The organism is Variovorax sp. DAIF25, assembly GCF_050711835.1.
Lineage (GTDB): Bacteria > Pseudomonadota > Gammaproteobacteria > Burkholderiales > Burkholderiaceae_C > Variovorax.
This window is the reverse complement of sequence record NZ_CP136637.1, coordinates 328,106-342,910: the sequence shown is the minus strand read 5'-3', so window position 1 is coordinate 342,910 and position 14,805 is coordinate 328,106. Positions and strand designations below refer to the sequence as shown.

General features: G+C 70.9%; 17 protein-coding genes. 3 read left to right on the top strand and 14 right to left on the bottom strand.

The features are described from left to right. Nucleotides 1–137 precede the first annotated feature (137 nt). From R0232_RS35715 to R0232_RS35700, 4 genes are all read right to left on the bottom strand, one after another. Entirely contained in the window at nucleotides 138–1,142 is a 1,005-nt protein-coding gene (locus R0232_RS35715) for a FecR family protein (protein WP_431513998.1), read from the bottom strand. Nucleotides 1,143–1,220: 78 nt separating this feature from the next. Beyond that, on the bottom strand, nucleotides 1,221–1,733 hold the full coding sequence (locus R0232_RS35710) for an RNA polymerase sigma factor (RefSeq protein WP_093349994.1): 513 nt from the start codon (nucleotides 1,731–1,733) through the stop codon (nucleotides 1,221–1,223). A gap of 1 nt (nucleotide 1,734) precedes the next feature. Next, nucleotides 1,735–2,358, bottom strand: coding sequence for a TonB family protein (locus R0232_RS35705; protein WP_431513997.1), 624 nt, complete (start codon nucleotides 2,356–2,358; stop codon nucleotides 1,735–1,737). A 233-nt stretch (nucleotides 2,359–2,591) separates the two neighbouring features. Further along, nucleotides 2,592–3,533, bottom strand: coding sequence for an aromatic alcohol reductase (locus R0232_RS35700; RefSeq protein ID WP_431513996.1), 942 nt, complete (start codon nucleotides 3,531–3,533; stop codon nucleotides 2,592–2,594). Nucleotides 3,534–3,579: 46 nt separating this feature from the next. Between R0232_RS35700 and R0232_RS35695 the strand changes: the two genes are divergently transcribed. Continuing rightward, nucleotides 3,580–4,032 (top strand): winged helix-turn-helix transcriptional regulator, encoded by a 453-nt coding sequence (locus R0232_RS35695; protein ID WP_431513995.1) that lies wholly within the window; start codon nucleotides 3,580–3,582, stop codon nucleotides 4,030–4,032. Then, nucleotides 4,029–4,535, top strand: a complete 507-nt coding sequence (locus R0232_RS35690; RefSeq protein WP_431513994.1) for a GNAT family N-acetyltransferase — start codon at nucleotides 4,029–4,031, stop codon at nucleotides 4,533–4,535. Before R0232_RS35695 ends, R0232_RS35690 begins: the two co-directional genes overlap by 4 nt. A gap of 1 nt (nucleotide 4,536) precedes the next feature. Here the strand turns inward: R0232_RS35690 and R0232_RS35685 are convergent, their stop codons facing one another. Beyond that, a complete protein-coding gene (locus R0232_RS35685; protein ID WP_208510188.1) occupies nucleotides 4,537–4,923 on the bottom strand; it encodes a hypothetical protein in 387 nt (128 codons plus the stop codon). Nucleotides 4,924–4,972: 49 nt separating this feature from the next. Then, complete coding sequence (locus R0232_RS35680) at nucleotides 4,973–5,632, bottom strand: MSMEG_1061 family FMN-dependent PPOX-type flavoprotein (protein WP_431513993.1); 660 nt, start codon at nucleotides 5,630–5,632, stop codon at nucleotides 4,973–4,975. 70 nt (nucleotides 5,633–5,702) lie between these two features. On the opposite strand from R0232_RS35680, the gene R0232_RS35675 reads away from it, so the two are divergent. Then, nucleotides 5,703–6,491, top strand: coding sequence for an AraC family transcriptional regulator (locus tag R0232_RS35675; protein ID WP_431513992.1), 789 nt, complete (start codon nucleotides 5,703–5,705; stop codon nucleotides 6,489–6,491). Nucleotides 6,492–6,512: 21 nt separating this feature from the next. Here the strand turns inward: R0232_RS35675 and R0232_RS35670 are convergent, their stop codons facing one another. The 8 genes from R0232_RS35670 to R0232_RS35635 form a co-directional block, all read right to left on the bottom strand. Next, a complete protein-coding gene (locus tag R0232_RS35670; RefSeq protein WP_431513991.1) occupies nucleotides 6,513–8,642 on the bottom strand; it encodes a hypothetical protein in 2,130 nt (709 codons plus the stop codon). Between the two features lie 169 nt (nucleotides 8,643–8,811). Continuing rightward, nucleotides 8,812–9,411 (bottom strand): molybdenum cofactor guanylyltransferase MobA, encoded by a 600-nt coding sequence (gene mobA / locus R0232_RS35665; protein ID WP_208509030.1) that lies wholly within the window; start codon nucleotides 9,409–9,411, stop codon nucleotides 8,812–8,814. A gap of 21 nt (nucleotides 9,412–9,432) precedes the next feature. Further along, a complete protein-coding gene (locus R0232_RS35660; RefSeq protein WP_208509031.1) occupies nucleotides 9,433–10,002 on the bottom strand; it encodes an NADPH-dependent FMN reductase in 570 nt (189 codons plus the stop codon). A 14-nt stretch (nucleotides 10,003–10,016) separates the two neighbouring features. Beyond that, nucleotides 10,017–10,988, bottom strand: a complete 972-nt coding sequence (locus R0232_RS35655; RefSeq protein ID WP_431513990.1) for a tripartite tricarboxylate transporter substrate binding protein — start codon at nucleotides 10,986–10,988, stop codon at nucleotides 10,017–10,019. Nucleotides 10,989–11,006: 18 nt separating this feature from the next. Next, complete coding sequence (locus R0232_RS35650; protein WP_431513989.1) at nucleotides 11,007–11,864, bottom strand: fumarylacetoacetate hydrolase family protein; 858 nt, start codon at nucleotides 11,862–11,864, stop codon at nucleotides 11,007–11,009. A 31-nt stretch (nucleotides 11,865–11,895) separates the two neighbouring features. Further along, nucleotides 11,896–12,633, bottom strand: a complete 738-nt coding sequence (locus R0232_RS35645) for an IclR family transcriptional regulator (RefSeq protein ID WP_057596260.1) — start codon at nucleotides 12,631–12,633, stop codon at nucleotides 11,896–11,898. 33 nt (nucleotides 12,634–12,666) lie between these two features. Then, nucleotides 12,667–14,166 (bottom strand): bifunctional 3-(3-hydroxy-phenyl)propionate/3-hydroxycinnamic acid hydroxylase, encoded by a 1,500-nt coding sequence (locus tag R0232_RS35640; RefSeq protein WP_431513988.1) that lies wholly within the window; start codon nucleotides 14,164–14,166, stop codon nucleotides 12,667–12,669. Then, nucleotides 14,159–14,716 (bottom strand): VOC family protein, encoded by a 558-nt coding sequence (locus R0232_RS35635; protein ID WP_431513987.1) that lies wholly within the window; start codon nucleotides 14,714–14,716, stop codon nucleotides 14,159–14,161. Before R0232_RS35635 ends, R0232_RS35640 begins: the two co-directional genes overlap by 8 nt. Between the last annotated feature and the right edge of the window lie 89 nt (nucleotides 14,717–14,805).

Below are 14,805 nucleotides of genomic sequence, written 5' to 3'. Positions count from 1 at the left end.
AGCAACACCCCATTGCGGCTATGACGTGCGACCTCGGCGCGATCCCCCAACTATTTTTCGCGGCGGGAATGGCGCGCGCGTGAAGCCGCGCGCGTCATCGCGCGGTCACATCCGGGGGTGGAAAAAAGCGAAGGCGCTCAGCTCAGCACGAGCACGCCCGCGGGCAGCCGCCGGGCCTTGAGCTGGAACGAATGCTGGAGCTGCGAGAGCGCGGATTCGAGCGAGGCGACGAAGAAGCGTCCGCTGACGGGATCGCTGCCGGCCGCCTCGTTCATCAGCAGCACGCGGCCGGGCCGGTAGCGGTTGATCTCGTCGATGACCTGCGCGAGCGGCACCTGGCTGAACACCAGCTCGCCGCTGCGCCAGGCCGAGACGGCCGCGGGTTCGATGCCGACCACGCCGCCGATCGACGCCGTGTCGTAGAGGGTTTGCTGCCGCGCCTGCAGCAGGCGTTCGCCGGCCGGATGCGCGACGCGCACCGTGCCTTCGAGGCAGCTCACGCAGACCCGGCCCGCGAGGTAGCGCACCTCGAAGCGGCCGGACTCGGCCATGCTGCGGCCCGGGCCGGCCGCGACCTGGAAGGCGGGGCTGCCCGCGCGCAGGTCGATGGCGGCCTCGCCCGCCAGCAGCTCCATGCCGACGACGCGGCCACCGGCCTCGACGCGTCGCACGCTGGTCTGGGTGTTCAGCAGCACGTCGATGCGCTCGGCCAGCGCGATGGCCTGCTGCTCGCCGGTGCCGGTGTGGAAGTCGGCGGTCCAGGTGCTGGCCGCGGGCCACAGGCCGAGCGGCGGCCGCACCACCGCGATGCCGGCCACGGCCAGCGCGCCCACGGCCGCGCCGACGAAGGCACGGCGGCCCAGGGCCGGTTTGGGCATCGCGCCGCGCAGCGCCTGCCGGTGATGGGCCAGGGTCTGCGGATCCTCGCGCAGCAGCTCGCCGAGCGCGGGCTTGAGCAGCTGCCAGCGGCGCCGCGCCTCCTCGAAGGCGGCCTGGTGCGCGGGGCTGGCGCGCTTCCATTGCAGGAAGGCCTCGGCATCGGTGTCGCTCGCGCGCCCCGAGGTGAGCCGGCGCAGCCAGGCCGCGGCCTGGCGCTGCAGTTCCTCGGGTGGCGCGATGCCGTCGTGGGGCGATGTCTTCATGGCTTCAGGGCCGGCGATGCCTCGCGGGAATCCTTGTCTTCACCTGCTATGACGTTCGGCACCGGCCAAATCCCCCAACTATCTCTTGTCATGGTTCATGCGCGCTTCGCAGTAGTCGTGGGCGCGCTTGAGTTCGTGCTCGACCGTGCGCACCGACACGCCCAGCAGGCGCGCCACGTCCTTCTGCGCCATGCCTTCCCAGCGCACCAGGATCAATATCTCGCGCCGGCGCTGCGGCAGGCCGCGCATCACCTTCACCAGCGCATCGAGCTCGGAGCGCGCCTCGGCGCTGCGCGCCGGGTCCGGCGCGGGATCGGCCAGCTCCAGCAGGTCCTCGACGTCGTCGCTCGACAGGGTGCGCCCCTGCTTGCGCCGGATGTCGATGGCGATGTTGACCGCCATGTGCATCAGGTAGGCGGTCGGGCTCTGGATCGCGTCGTCGGCGGGCTGGCTCTGCACGCGCAGCCAGGTGTCCTGCAGCGCGTCGCCGGCCAGGTCGCCGTTGCGCAGCACGCGCGTGAGCCGCAGCTTGAGGCTGGCATAGCGCTCGACCAGGTAGTCGAGCAATGCGGGTTGCGCGCCTTCGGACATGTCAGCGCGCCGCGTTGCAGTAAGGCGCGTCGCGCCGGGTACGCGGCAGCACGATCAGGGTCAGCGGCTGCGGCATGGCCGCGGGCGGCGGCTGGTCCATGCGCACGCCGCGCAGCGCCTGCAGCAGCGCCGCATCGCGCGCGCCGTCGCCGCTCGAGCCCAGGAGGCGCGGGCGCAGGATGCTGCCCGCGGCGTCCACCTCGAAGCGCAGCAGCGAACGGTAGCTGCCCGGCGCGGTGCGCGGGTTGGCGCACAGCGCGGCCCAGACGCGGGCCTGGAGCCGGGCGTCGTAGCCGTCGTCCTCCTCGTCGGCGGCGGCGGGCGCGTTGCCGAGGACCGGCGGCGGCGCCGGTGCCGTCGCCTCCTTCAGCACGAAGGCCTCGGCCGGCCCTTCCTCGGGCCGCTCGGCGACCAGGCCCGTTCCCTCGAGCAGCAGGCGCAGCGCCGATTCGGGCGAATGGCGGCCCTGCACGGCCGAGGAGATGCGCCCCTGCACGGTCGCGCTGCGAAACAGCGTCGAGCGCCGCGACTGCGCGGCATAGCGACCCAGCGCATCGTCCAACGGCAGGGCGGGAATGTCGAAGTCGAGCAGCGCCGCGGCCGCCTCGGGAACCGGCGGCTGCATCGCGTTGTCCGCGGCCCAGGCGGGAGTCGCCAGCGTGCACACCATGCAGGTCGCGGCCCGGAGCCTGCTCAGGAGGCGCGCGTGAAGGCGCATCCGCAGCGGGTCTCGACGGCGGCCGTGCCGCGCCCAGGGCGTGGCCGCGGGCGGGACGATGGGAAAAGGGGGAGGACCGACACGGCGCAGGCACTGTTGGGAACCCGCGATCTTGGCGCCCGACGATGACTGATTTGTTACTACATCGCCGCGACACCCCGATGGCCGCGCAGGAAGCGGGCGACATCCGCGGTCGCGATGCCCCGCTGCGCGTTGTAGGTGAGACCGACATCCCAGGCCACGCCGGGCTCGCGCGCGAACGCCAGCCGGTACTTGCGCATCGTGTCCCGCGGCTGCTTCGCGAGCTCGTCCTCGAGCATCGGCACGCTCCACTCGATGCGTTCGACCCGGCGCTGGAAGCGCTGCTCGACGAGATCGGCCAGCCGGCCATAGCTCAAGGTCTCGCCCGCGGTGAAGAAGATGCCGCTGTGGTCGACCGGTTGGGTGAAGAGGATGTCCGCCGTGAGCCGGCCGATGTCCTCGGGCGTGGTCACCGTCACGCGCGTGTCCCAGCTGCCCAGCGCGTTCACGCGCAGGCCTTCGAGGTCGACCACGCCGAAGGCCGGTTCGAACAGGAAGCTCGTGAACATCCCGGTCGACACGATGAGCCAGCGCGTCGCCTGCTGCGAGCGCAGCATCGCGCGCACCGCGATCTGCTCGTCGAACAGCCCGCCCGCGCTGCCGGTCTCGATGGTGTCGTAGTCGATGCCGAACTGCCATGGCACATAGCGCGCGACGCCGGCTTCGAGCGCCGCGGCCGTGAGCTTGCGCTGCGTGCCCGGACCGCCGACGAAGCCCGTGCAATTGACCACGGTATGGAACGCGCGAAAGATCCGGGACAACCCGTGCGCATCGGACGCAGCGATGTCGGCATGGATGACGGCCACCTTCAATGCCGCCAGTTCTTCGAGCAGCGCGCGCCGCACGGGCGATGGCGACGACGCCGTGTCGGGCCGCAGCAGCACCGAGATCCGCGCGCCCTCGCGTTCGGCCCTCGCTGCCAGTGCGCGAATCACGCTCGATCCCAGTTCCCCGGCGCCCACCACCAGGATCTCGAGAGCGTCTTGTCTTGTCTGCGGCATGGATGCATCTCCGATCAAAATCGGCAGTTGGACCCGGCACCCCCCAATGAAAGAAGGCACACGCGTGATACCGCAGGAAAAAATCGAGGCGCTGATCCGGCAATCGCAAGCCGCTTGCGATGCGCTCAGCGACGACGACGACGGACTCAAGCGCGAAGTGCTCGCGCATGCCGGCAGCCGCTGGTCGCTGGGCGTGGTGCATGCGCTGGGCGTGTCGGGCCGGCTGCGGCATGCGGAGCTGGGGCGCCGGCTTTCGGGCGTGACGCAGCGCATGCTGACGCGCACGCTGCGGGCGCTCGAGCGCGACGGCCTCGTGCTGCGCTTCGACCACCGGGAGGTGCCGCCGCGCGTCGAGTACGAGCTCACGAGCCTGGGCCGTGGCCTGCTCTACCAGATGATTCCGCTGTGGACCTGGGTGATCGAGAACGCCGAGGGCTTCAGAGAAAGGCGCCGCGCTTTCGATGCGGTGCATGGCCAGCCCGAGGATTCGACACCATGAACATCCGCATCCGCCACGAAACGCCCGCCGATGCCCCGGCCATCGAGGCCGTCACCATCGCGGCCTTCGAACACGCCGCGCACACCAGCCACACCGAGCAGTTCATCGTGCGGGCGCTGCGCGCGCGGGGCCAGCTCGCGGTGTCGCTGGTCGCCATCGAGGACGAACGGATCGTCGGCCACGTGGCCGTGTCTCCCATTCGCATCGATGGTCGGGCGGGCGATTGGTACGGCCTGGGTCCCCTCTCGGTACGGCCCGACTGCCAGGGCCGGGGCATCGGTTCGCAGCTGATGGCGCAGGCCCTGGACGCGCTGCGCCTGCGGCGCGCCGGTGGCTGCGTGCTGCTGGGCGATCCGGCCTACTACGCGCGCTTCGGCTTCAGGGCCGAGCCCGGCCTGACGCTGCCGGGCGTGCCGCCCGAGTACTTCATGGCGCTCGCGCTGGCGGGGGCGGTGCCCACGGGCAGCGTCGCCTACAGCGAGGCCTTCGACGCGACGGCCTGAACTAGCCGCGCGCCAGGAATCGCTCGGCCGCCGCCACCCCTTCGCTCTCGCTGCGCACGAAGTCGAAGGACAGCCCCAGCACCTTGCCCGCGCCCTGCGCCGCCAGCCGCACCGCCGCGGGAATCGTGCGCTCGCCCGTGACGATCACCAGGCCCGCGCAGAACGCGCGCATGCGCTCCTTGTGGCGCTTGAAGAACAGCGCGCGGCGCTTGCGGTCCTCGTGGCTTTCCTCGGGGTGGTCGCCCGGCAGGTGGTCGGTCAGCAGCACGAAGCGCTCGCCGCGCTCGAGCAGCGTGGCCAGTTGCGCCTCGGTGTCGGTGTCGTGCGAATCGGCCTGCGGGTCTTCCTTCAGGAACACCAGCGGAAATCTCGTCGTGTCGAACAGCATCGCGTTCTCTCCAGAAAAAAAGGGAAGCCTTCGTGGGGCGCTCGATTCGTCAGTACAGCTCGTGCCTGACCGCGTGGTCGTAGTGCGCGTCGATCTGCGCGATCTGGTCCGTGCCGAGCTCGGCCTCGGCATCGGCGCGCCGGCCCAGCGCGGCCATCATCTGGCCCACGGTCGGCAGCGCATCGCGCGCGAGGCGGGCGCTGTCCTGCCACAGCCGGGCGCGGTTGATGGCCTTGCCGCAATGCAGCAGCACCTCGTCGATCCGCACCACGGTCGCGGTCTTGGGAACGCGCTCGCCCTCGCGCAGTTCGTTCAGCAGCCCGGCATCGGTCGAGACCCGGCCGCGGCCGTTGATGCGCAGGAAGAGTTCGAGGCCCGGGAACAGGAACACCATCGCGAGCCGCTCGTCGCGCCGCAGGTTGCGCATCGACTCGATGCGGTTGTTGCCGGGCCAGTCGGCGAAGGCGACCGTGTGCGCATCCAGCACATGGACGAAGCCCGGCGGGCCGCCGCGCGGCGAGGCGTCGAGCCCCTGCTCGCTGCCGGTCGCGAGGCAGAAGAAGGTGGCCTGCGCGAGATAGGCCTCGTGGAAGTCGACCAGGCGATCGAGCACCGCCTTCTGGATCATCTCGGAGGGCGCGGCATACAGCGCGTCGAGGTCGGGTTCCGGGGTCTGATCGTCGAGGAAAGGGCGAGGTCTTGGGTTCATGGCGCCAGCGTACGAAGAAAGGCCTTGGCGGCTGTAGACTGGATCGGCCAATCGATAGCTCTCATCCGCCATGACCGATCCCATTCTTCGCCTGGCCGGCCTGGTCGACCGACCGGACGGCCCGGTCCTCATCGCGGCCGAGGGCAGCCAGGGCGAGGAGCTGGCCTCGGGCCCGCACCGCCATGCGCGCGGGCAGCTGTTCGGCTCGCTGCGCGGGCTGCTGTCGGTCGGCGTCGAGGACGGTGTCTGGATCGTGCCGGCCATCCACGCGGTCTGGCTGCCGCCGCACCAGGAGCATTCGGGGCGTTCGCACGGCCCCTTCCATGGCTGGAGCGTCTACGTGGCGGAGCCGGCCTGCGCCACCCTGCCCCCACGGCCCTGCACGATCCGCACCTCGGGCCTGCTGCGCGAGGCGGTGCTGCGCGCCTGCAGCTGGCCGCTCGAGGCGCCCAAGCCGCTGGACGAGAGCCGCGCGCACGTGGCGGCGGTCATCCTCGACGAGATCCGCAGCCTGCCGGTCGAGCCCTTCGGCCTGCCGCTGCCAAGCGACCCGCGGCTGCAGCGCATCGCGCACGCGCTGATCGCAGAGCCCGCGGACCAGCGCGACCTCGAGCAATGGGCGCGCTGGGCCGCCGTGAGCTCGCGCACGCTGAGCCGGCGCTTCGTGCTGGAGACCGGCTTCAACTTCACGGCCTGGCGGCAGCGCGCGCGCATGATGCGCTCGCTCGAGATGCTCGCGGCCGGCGTCTCGGTGACGGCGATCGCGCTCGACCTCGGCTATTCGACCCCGAGCGCGTTCATCGGGCTGTTCCGCCGCACCTTCGGCGAGACGCCGGCGAGCTACCGGGCGCGGCTGTGACGCCGGCCGGTGCATGCCGCCTCACAGGCCCACGTCGCCGCGCAGCGCCGGGGTCGCGCTCAGCCCCGCGGTCCTGACCGTCTGCTGCATCACCGGGCGTCCCTCGAGGCTGGTGTCCGTCACGATCGTCCGCTCGTAGGCCGCGATCGCGCCGTTCGTGCCCATCGGCAGCGTCGTGCCGAACATCAGCGGCAGGTGCGAGTGCGCCGAGCCCTTGGGATCCCAGAACCCGAGTCCCTGGACTTCCATCAGGATCCTGCCGACGTTCGAATGCTGGCCATCGAGGAAGACGTCGTAGTAGTCGCCGACGCTCACGAGCGGCAGGATCTGCAGCTGGCGCGTCACGGCGTCGACGCGGCCGATCACCACCATCAGGCCCGGGCCGCCGGCCGCCTCCGCCGGGCCGACGATCCTCAGTTCCCCGCGCCCCTGCTGCGAGGTCGTGGTGTTCCCGCCGAGCACGCCGTACCTGATGGAGCCACCCGATACATGACGGGCCCGGCTGTCGGACGCGGCGATCAGGTTCCAGGTGTTGGGCTTCGGCGCGCCGTCCACCTCGGTGCGGGTGGCATGGCCATCGCCACGCAGATGCAGTTCGAGCCTGAGCTCGCGCGTGAGCCGCCCCTGCCCGTGTTCCTGCGCCAGTTCCTCGGCGAGGTAGACGATCTCGCCGCGCCACGAAGTGAGGGGCCGGACGTTGCTGCTGCGCTTGCGCGTGGTGACGATCACGTCGCCGTGCGAGCCCGGCGGATCGTTCGGGCCGGTCGGCAGCGTCAGCTCGATCTCGGCCTCGCTCCAGCGCGTGACCGGCAGCACCGTGCCGCCCACGCTCACGGTGCCGGGCTCGGCACCGAAGCCGCCGTGCACCACGAGCTTGTCCTTCCAGTCGACCTCGAGCATCGTGATCAGCGGATTGGTCAGGTCGAAGCCGCCCTGCCCGAAGCGCTTGATGGGCGCGGGACGCGAGCCGGGCTCGCCGGTCGGCGGGTTCTCCAGCAGGCCGCGGCTGCCGAGGTAGCGCCAGACGTCCTCGAAGTCGAAGGCGCGGTTGGGCGGCGTCCTGGGATCGTTGGCATTGACGCCGGTCATGCGGTCGAACAGCGCATCGACCGTGCGGTAGCCGGCGGCGGTGGCGCTGCCCTGCCAGGCGATGATTTCCGAGGCGCCCACGTTGCTCAGGCTGGCGCGGAACACCGCGGCCTCGGCCAGCCCCGCGCTGCAGGCCATGAGGACCACCAGCGAGTTGGGCGCGAGCTTGAGGTACTTGCGGATGAAGATGCTGGTGATCGCGTAGTTGGGCCGGCGCTGGCCGTGCAGGTACTCGTTCCAGCGGCTGCGATCGCGGTGCAGGATGATCGAGCGGTCGTCCAGGTCCTGTGCATAGAGTTCGTCGGCGTCGTCGCTCGAATTGTTTTCGGTCAGCATCGCGAAGTCGCGGTAGGCGTCGGGACCTTCCTTGGGACCGTAGACCGCGGCATGCCCGTTGAGATAGAGCAGCCCGACTTCGCCGGCATTCTTGAGCGCCTCGAGCGTCAGCACATGCTGCGCCGGCACCGTCCATCCGCGCTTCTCGAGCGCCGCCTTGGCCTTGGCGATGGCCGCGTCGCCCTCGGGCGAGAAGATGTCTTCCTTGAGTTTGAGCAGCAGCGCCTTGTCGCTGCCGGGCACCTGCATGTCGCCGGCCGCGAGTGGGGCGGCGCGCTGCTGGCGCGCGGCGAGATCACCTTCGCGCGGTGCCATGGGCGCGGTCGGCGCCCCGGTCTTCCAGTCGTCGGTGAAGAGGAAGTAGCGCCCGTCGGTGAAGCGTGCCCACAGGCTGTCGGTGTCGATGTCCACGGCGTCGTACTCGGGCTGCAGCAGGACCCAGTCGCGCAGCGCCTCGAAGGGCCTGGCGGTGCGCGCCCCGAGCAGTTGCTCGTACTTCTCGGCGATGCGCCAGGTGGCTTCGGAGCGCTGTTCCGAACTGAACCGGCCACCGGTCCCTCCGCCGCCGTCACCACCCGCGCCCCCGTCGCCCGGGCCGGGAAGCGGTGGAACGGCCCACCCGCCCGCGCCGCCGCCACCACCGCCACAGGCCGCCAGCGCGGCGCCCATGCCCGCCGTCATGGCGCGCGTCAGCAGGCGGCGCCTCGTGCTTTCCGTTTGATCCATCGTCGATCCGTCTTCCTGCGTGGTCAGCGCCCTGGTGAAGTTCCGCGGCACAAGCGACCGGCTTCTGCGCGAGATGGAACTTAGGGCGACGCGACGGGAAAGAGGTCAGCGAACGGTAAGGGGTGCAAAAGATCGACGGACGGCGCGCGCGGCGCCGGATCGACGGCGCTCAGCGCTGCAACTGGCGCAGCTCGTCGCTGGTGTTGGCGTTGAAGAAGGCGGCCGCATCGTCGAACGCCACCTGCACCATCCGATGCTGCGCGGTCCACTTGCCGAACTTGCGCTCGCCCGCCTGCAGGAAGGCGAGCAGGCTCGGCGCCAGGCCGGTGCGCAGCAGGCAGAACACGGGCTGCGCGCGCAGCTCGCCGTCTTCGCGCGTGGCGGCCATCGCGATCTCGGCGCCCTGCGCGGCCGCGGCCTCGGCCAGCCGGTCGACCAGGTCCGGCGGAAAGTCCGGCGTGTCGCAGGGCACGGTGACCAGCCAATCGGTGCGCGCATGCTCGAGCCCGGTCAGCAGGCCCGCGAGCGGCCCCGCATAGCCTTCGATGGAATCGGACCACACGGGCACGCCCATCGCCTCGTAGTCGGGCAGGTTGCGATTGGCGCTGAGCATGGCCGTGCCCACCTGCGGCTGCAGGCGGCGCAGCGCATGCAGCGCCAGCGGCGTGCCGCGGTGGTCCTGCAGGCCCTTGTCGACGCCGCCCATGCGGCTGCCGCGGCCGCCGGCCAGCACCAGGCCCGTGATGTCTTCGCGCGCGATGAGGTTCATGCGCGCATTCTCGCCCGAGGCCTACGACCTCAGCGTCCGCAGCGCCGAGGTCCAGCGCAGCAGCTCGTCGAGCATCGCCTTCGCGGCCGCCGCGTTGGCGGGGTTGGCCGAGAGACCGCCCTCGGCCTGCAGCTGCTGGCCCACGTTCGTGAACGCGACCGCCTCGAGCATCGGCACCACCTTGAGCGTGCCGAGCAACTGCTTGGTGACCTGCACCGCGCGGATGCCGCCCGACATGCCGCCGTAGCTCACGAAGCCGACGGCCTTGTACTGCCATTCGCGCACGAGGTAGTTCAGGGCATTGACCAGCGCGCCCGGCGGCGCGAAGTTGTATTCGGGCAGCACGAACAGGAAGGCATCGGCCTCGGCGACGCTCGCGCTCCAGGCGCGCGTGTGCTCATGCGTGTAGCGCTGCAGGCGCGGATGCTCGGGTTCGTCGAACACCGGCAGGCCGAAGGCGGCCAGGTCGACGAGACGGGCGTCGAAGCCGCCGTGCGCTTCGGCGATGCCGTGCGCCCACTGGGCGACGGCCGGGCCCACGCGGCCGGGCCGCGTGCTGCAGATCAGGGTATGGAGGATGGGACGGGTCATCGCCGAATCCTAAGTCATGGCGTGGCCAGTCCGAGGCGCGCGAGGGTCGCGGCCTTGAGGCGGCTGTCCTCGCGCACCTGGCGCTCGAAGTCCTTGCCCGGCTGGAAGTCGACCACCTGGTTGGCGCCGCGCGCCCAGGCCTGGTACTTGGGCGAGGCCACGGCCTCGCGGCACGAGGACTCGAGGCGCACGACCACCGCGTCGGGCGTCTTCGCGGGCACCAGCACGCCGCCGAAGCTCGCCTGCACCACGGGCACGCCCGACTCCTTCAGGGTGGGCACGTCGGGGAACGAGGGATGGCGCTTGTCGGTGTAGACCGCGATCAGGCGCAGCGCGCCCGATTGCAGGTGGCCGGTGATCGAGCTCGCGAGCACGGCGCCGAAGCTCAGGCGCTCGCTCAGCAGGTCCTGCAGCATCGGCGCGTCGCCCTTGTAGGGCACGTGCGTGAGCGCGACCTTGCTGGCGGCCTCGATGTCCGAGGTGCCCAGGTGCGGGATCGAGCCGGTGCCCGAGGTGCCGTAGCTGACCTTGCCCGGTTCCTTCCTCGCATCGGCCAGGATGTCCTGCACGCTGCGGTACGGCGACCTGGCCGGCACCGCGATCGCGAAGATGTTGTCGAACACCTTGCAGACGTAGCGGAAGGAATCGAGCCCGTAGTTCAGCGCCTTGAGCCGGTGCGGCTCGCTGGTCAGCGGCACGGCGGGCGTGAAGACCACCGTGTAGCCGTCGGCGCGCGCGCCGGCGCCCATGTTCAGGCCGATGGTGCCGGCTGCGCCGTCGCGGTTGATCACCGCGAAGGGCTGGCCGAGGTTCTCGGACATGGCCTGCGCGAGGCTGCGTGCATTGATGTCGAGCCCGCCGCCGGCGGCGAAGGGCACGATCATCTGGATCGGGCGCGAGGGATAGTCGGAGGCCGCCGCGGCGGGCAGCGCGGCGCACAGCGCAGCGAGCAGCAGCGCGCTGCGGCGATCGAATCGTCGGTTCATGGGAATGCCGCCGGCGGGTTACTCGGCGCGAATGCCGTTGCGCAGCACGCCGATGGCGTCGACCTCGATCTCGACGATGTCGCCGGGCTTCATCCACACCGGCGGGTTGCGCTTGGCGCCCACGCCGCCCGGCGTGCCGGTCACGATCACGTCGCCCGCGGCCAGCGGCGTGAAGGCCGAGATGTGCGCGATCTGGCGCGGGATGCTATGGATCAGCTTGTCGGTGGTGGTGCGCTGCATCTCCTGGCCGTTGAGCCGCGTCACCAGGGTCATTACGCGCCCGTCGGCGATCTCGTCGCGCGTGACCATCCAGGGGCCGAAGCCGCCGGTGCGCCAGAAGTTCTTGCCGGCCGTCCATTGCGGCGTGGCGGTCTGCCAGTCGCGGATGCTGCCGTCGTTGTAGCAGGCATAGCCCGCGATGTGCGCCCAGGCATCGGCCTCGGCGATGCGCCGGCCGCCGCGGCCGATCACGACCGCGATCTCGCCCTCGTAGTCGAGCCGCGTCGACTCGGGCGGCAGCACGATGTCCTCGCCGTGCGCGAGCTGCGATTCGGCCACGCGCAGGAACAGCGTGGGCTGCTCGGTGATCTCGCGGCCGGTTTCGCGCACATGCTCGCCGTAGTTGAGGCCCACGCAGACGATCTTGCCGGGGTTGGGAATCACGGGCAGCAGTTGAAGCTCGCTCAGCGCCAGCGTGGCGCTCGCCTGGCCGACGGCCGTGGCGGCCTCGGCCAGCAGGTCGGCCGCGATCAGCGCCTTCAGGTCCGCGGCGCGCTCGCCGAAGATCTGGCGCAGGTCGACGACGCGGTCCGCGCGGTCGCCGGTCACCGCGCCGTAGCTGGCGGTGCCGTTGAGTTGGTAGCTGATGAGTTTCATGGTCTGTCCGTGAGGAGTGATGGGAATAGAACTACGCCAGCCGACCTCCAATGCGCTGCGCGCCCTCGGTGATCAGGTGAACCATCTTGTCGAGGTCGACGATGGACAGGCGCGAGGTGTCGAAGACCAGCTGGATGGCGGCCCATGCGCCCCCGTCGGCCTTCGGGATCGGCGCGGCCACGGCCGCGAGCTGCGGTTCGAGTTCGCCGATCGACACGTAGTGGCCGGCCTTGCGGATCCCCGCGTAGAGACGGCGGAATTCGCTCCACTCGGCCGGCAGCCCGCTGCGCACGACCTCGTCGTGGCGGGCATCGAAGACCTTGCGCAGCTGCGGCGGCGCGAAGGTCGAGAGCAGCACCTTGGGCGCGGCGCCCAGGAACAGCGGGCGCGGCCGGCCGCGCCCGTAGGCCAGCGTCGGCGGCGCGCCGCCCATCTCGCGATGGGTGTCGAGCACCTGCATGCCGAAGATGCCCGAGCTCACGCAGTCGAAGCCGGTGGCGGCCACCAGTTCGCGCATCACCGGGATGCCTTCGCGCAGCACCGGGTCGGCATTGCGGATGTAGTGGTCCAGCAGGATGATCCGCGGCCCGAGCGCGTAGTGCGAGTCCTCCACGCGCTGCAGCAGCCCGGCCTCGAGCAGCAGCCGCACGTAGCGGTAGCCCGTGGGCAGCGAGACCTCGAGCGCCGCGGAGATGTCGTCCGCCGTGCGCGTCAGGTGGGTGTCGTCGAACAGGTCGAGCACCCCCAGCATGCGCCCCAGGCTGGACATGGATTTTTCCGGCACGCCAATTCCTCCAGAGTGTCATGGCGCGACGGGGAGGTGTTGCGAGATGCGATCCAGATCGTGCCCCGTGCGCGCGACGCCGACGATATATCGGTCGGGGCGCAGTATCACCGCCCGCGCCTCGTGGGCCTCGAGCCAGTGGCGCAGCGGCGCGTCGGGTCGGTCGATGACGATGGCATCGGCGCGGCGCCAGCGTTCGGCGGTGGCGGGCGCGGCGGCCGCGAGCGCGTCGGGGCTGCCGATCACCGCGCTGCGCCGGCCCAGCAGCTCGTCGAGCAGGCGGCCGTCGGCCAGCCGCGGCTGGGGAAAGGGCCGCCCGGCGGGCGAGCCCGCGTCGGCATCGAAGGCGCCCTGGCCCAGCAGCTGCGGCGGCAGCTCGAAGATCTCGGGGCGCCCGGCACGAAAGCGTGCATCGCGCTCGGCCGCACGCGCGGGATCGGTGGTCTGGATGATGTCGCCCAGCCGCACCGCGAGCTCGATCAGCGCGCGCACATGCGGCGCGCGCTCCGACTCGTAGGTATCGAGCAGTTCGGCGGGCGCGCCGCGCGCGAGCACGGCCTCGAGCTTCCAGGCGAGGTTGGCCGCGTCGCGGATGCCCGCGCACATGCCCTGCCCGAGGAACGGCGGCGTCTGGTGGCAGGCATCGCCGGCCAGCAGCAGCCGGCCCTGGCGCCAGCCCTGCGCGATGACGGAATGGAAGGTGTAGATGGCGGCGCGCTCGAGCCGCGCCTGCTCGGGCTTCACCCAGGGCGCGACCAACCGCCACAGCGTGTCGGGTTGCACCAGCGCTTCGCGGTCGTCGTCGGGCAGCACCATGATCTCCCAGCGCCGCCGGTCGCCGACCACGTTGCAGTAGGTCATGGGCCGCGCCGGATCGCAGTGCTGCACCGTGTGGTCGGGCAGTGCGACCGGTTGCCGCAGCAGCACGTCGAACACCAGCCAGGGCTGGCGCAGCCCGAGGTCGACCATCGCGCTGCCCATCTGCCGGCGCACCGGCGAGCGCGCGCCGTCGCAGCCGACGACATAGCGCGCGCGCAGCGTGGTGTTCTCTTGCCGGTGCAGGTCGCGCACGCTCAGCGTGGCGCCGTCCGCGTCCTGCGCGATGCCGGTCAGCTCGTGCCGCAGCCGCAGCTCGACGTTGGGAAAGCGCGCGAGGCCTTCGCGCAGCACGGCTTCGAGCTCGGGCTGGTGGAAGTAGTAGTTGTTGGCGCAGCCATGCGGGCCGAGCGCTGCGCTGCCGCCGCGGATCAGCATCGTCTCGCCCGCGCCGTTCACGAAATGCATGCCCTGCTCGCCGGGGCGCGCGATGGCCAGCACCTGCTCGCGCAGGCCCGCGCCCTGCAGGATGCGCAGCACCTCGCCGTCGAAGTGGATCGCGCGCGGCAGCGGGAAGATGCCGGCCTCCTTCTCGAGCACCAGCACCGACAGCCCGACCGCGCCCAGCAGGTTGGCGAGCGTGGCGCCGGTGGGCCCGAGTCCGACGATCGCGACGTCGTGCATCTCCATCGCTTCAGCCACGCTGGTCTTCCTGCATGCGGCGCGCCACCTCGGCCTGCCATTGGGCACGGCTCATGAACTTGGGGAAGCGCTTCGCGATGGCCTCGGCCTGCGCGAGGATGGCTGCGTCGGACTGCGACAGGTCGATGGTCTCGCGCAGCGGCTGGTCGCAGTACCAGGGCGTGTCCATGAACAGCTCGAGCCGGTTGCCCTCGGGGTCGCGGCAGTAGACGGAGATGGCGTTGCCGTGCGTGACCGGGTGCATCTCGCTCGCGCCCTCGGCCAGCAGCCGGTCGTGGAAGCGGCGCAGCGCGCCGAGGTCGGGCACGCGGAACGAGATCTGGTTGACCACGTTGAAGCCCGGGTTCGCGGGCCGGCCGGTGGCCAGCACGAGTTGGTGGTGCTCGCGCGGATCGCGGCTCAGGAACACCAGCTGCACCGGGCCCAGGTCGCCCGCGTCGGTCTGCGTGAAGCGCAGCGCCTGCTTGTAGAAGCGCGCCATGCGCGGCAGGTCGCTCACGTAGAGGCCGATGTGGCTGAACTGCAGGTCCGAAGGGACGAAATCCGTCATCTCAATGTCTCCAAACGATAAATCGCACGGAGCTTTTCCGTTTCGATGTCGAAATACTATAGTTATTATCGTATTTTGACAATAACTAC

Coding starts and splice junctions, on each gene's coding strand:
- R0232_RS35715 (WP_431513998.1), bottom strand. CDS start 1,142: ATGAAGACATCGCCCCACGACGGCATCGCGCCACCCGAGGAACTGCAG.
- R0232_RS35710 (WP_093349994.1), bottom strand. CDS start 1,733: ATGTCCGAAGGCGCGCAACCCGCATTGCTCGACTACCTGGTCGAGCGC.
- R0232_RS35705 (WP_431513997.1), bottom strand. CDS start 2,358: ATGCAGCCGCCGGTTCCCGAGGCGGCCGCGGCGCTGCTCGACTTCGAC.
- R0232_RS35700 (WP_431513996.1), bottom strand. CDS start 3,533: ATGCCGCAGACAAGACAAGACGCTCTCGAGATCCTGGTGGTGGGCGCC.
- R0232_RS35695 (WP_431513995.1), top strand. CDS start 3,580: ATGAAAGAAGGCACACGCGTGATACCGCAGGAAAAAATCGAGGCGCTG.
- R0232_RS35690 (WP_431513994.1), top strand. CDS start 4,029: ATGAACATCCGCATCCGCCACGAAACGCCCGCCGATGCCCCGGCCATC.
- R0232_RS35685 (WP_208510188.1), bottom strand. CDS start 4,923: ATGCTGTTCGACACGACGAGATTTCCGCTGGTGTTCCTGAAGGAAGAC.
- R0232_RS35680 (WP_431513993.1), bottom strand. CDS start 5,632: ATGAACCCAAGACCTCGCCCTTTCCTCGACGATCAGACCCCGGAACCC.
- R0232_RS35675 (WP_431513992.1), top strand. CDS start 5,703: ATGACCGATCCCATTCTTCGCCTGGCCGGCCTGGTCGACCGACCGGAC.
- R0232_RS35670 (WP_431513991.1), bottom strand. CDS start 8,642: ATGGATCAAACGGAAAGCACGAGGCGCCGCCTGCTGACGCGCGCCATG.
- mobA (WP_208509030.1), bottom strand. CDS start 9,411: ATGAACCTCATCGCGCGCGAAGACATCACGGGCCTGGTGCTGGCCGGC.
- R0232_RS35660 (WP_208509031.1), bottom strand. CDS start 10,002: ATGACCCGTCCCATCCTCCATACCCTGATCTGCAGCACGCGGCCCGGC.
- R0232_RS35655 (WP_431513990.1), bottom strand. CDS start 10,988: ATGAACCGACGATTCGATCGCCGCAGCGCGCTGCTGCTCGCTGCGCTG.
- R0232_RS35650 (WP_431513989.1), bottom strand. CDS start 11,864: ATGAAACTCATCAGCTACCAACTCAACGGCACCGCCAGCTACGGCGCG.
- R0232_RS35645 (WP_057596260.1), bottom strand. CDS start 12,633: ATGTCCAGCCTGGGGCGCATGCTGGGGGTGCTCGACCTGTTCGACGAC.
- R0232_RS35635 (WP_431513987.1), bottom strand. CDS start 14,716: ATGACGGATTTCGTCCCTTCGGACCTGCAGTTCAGCCACATCGGCCTC.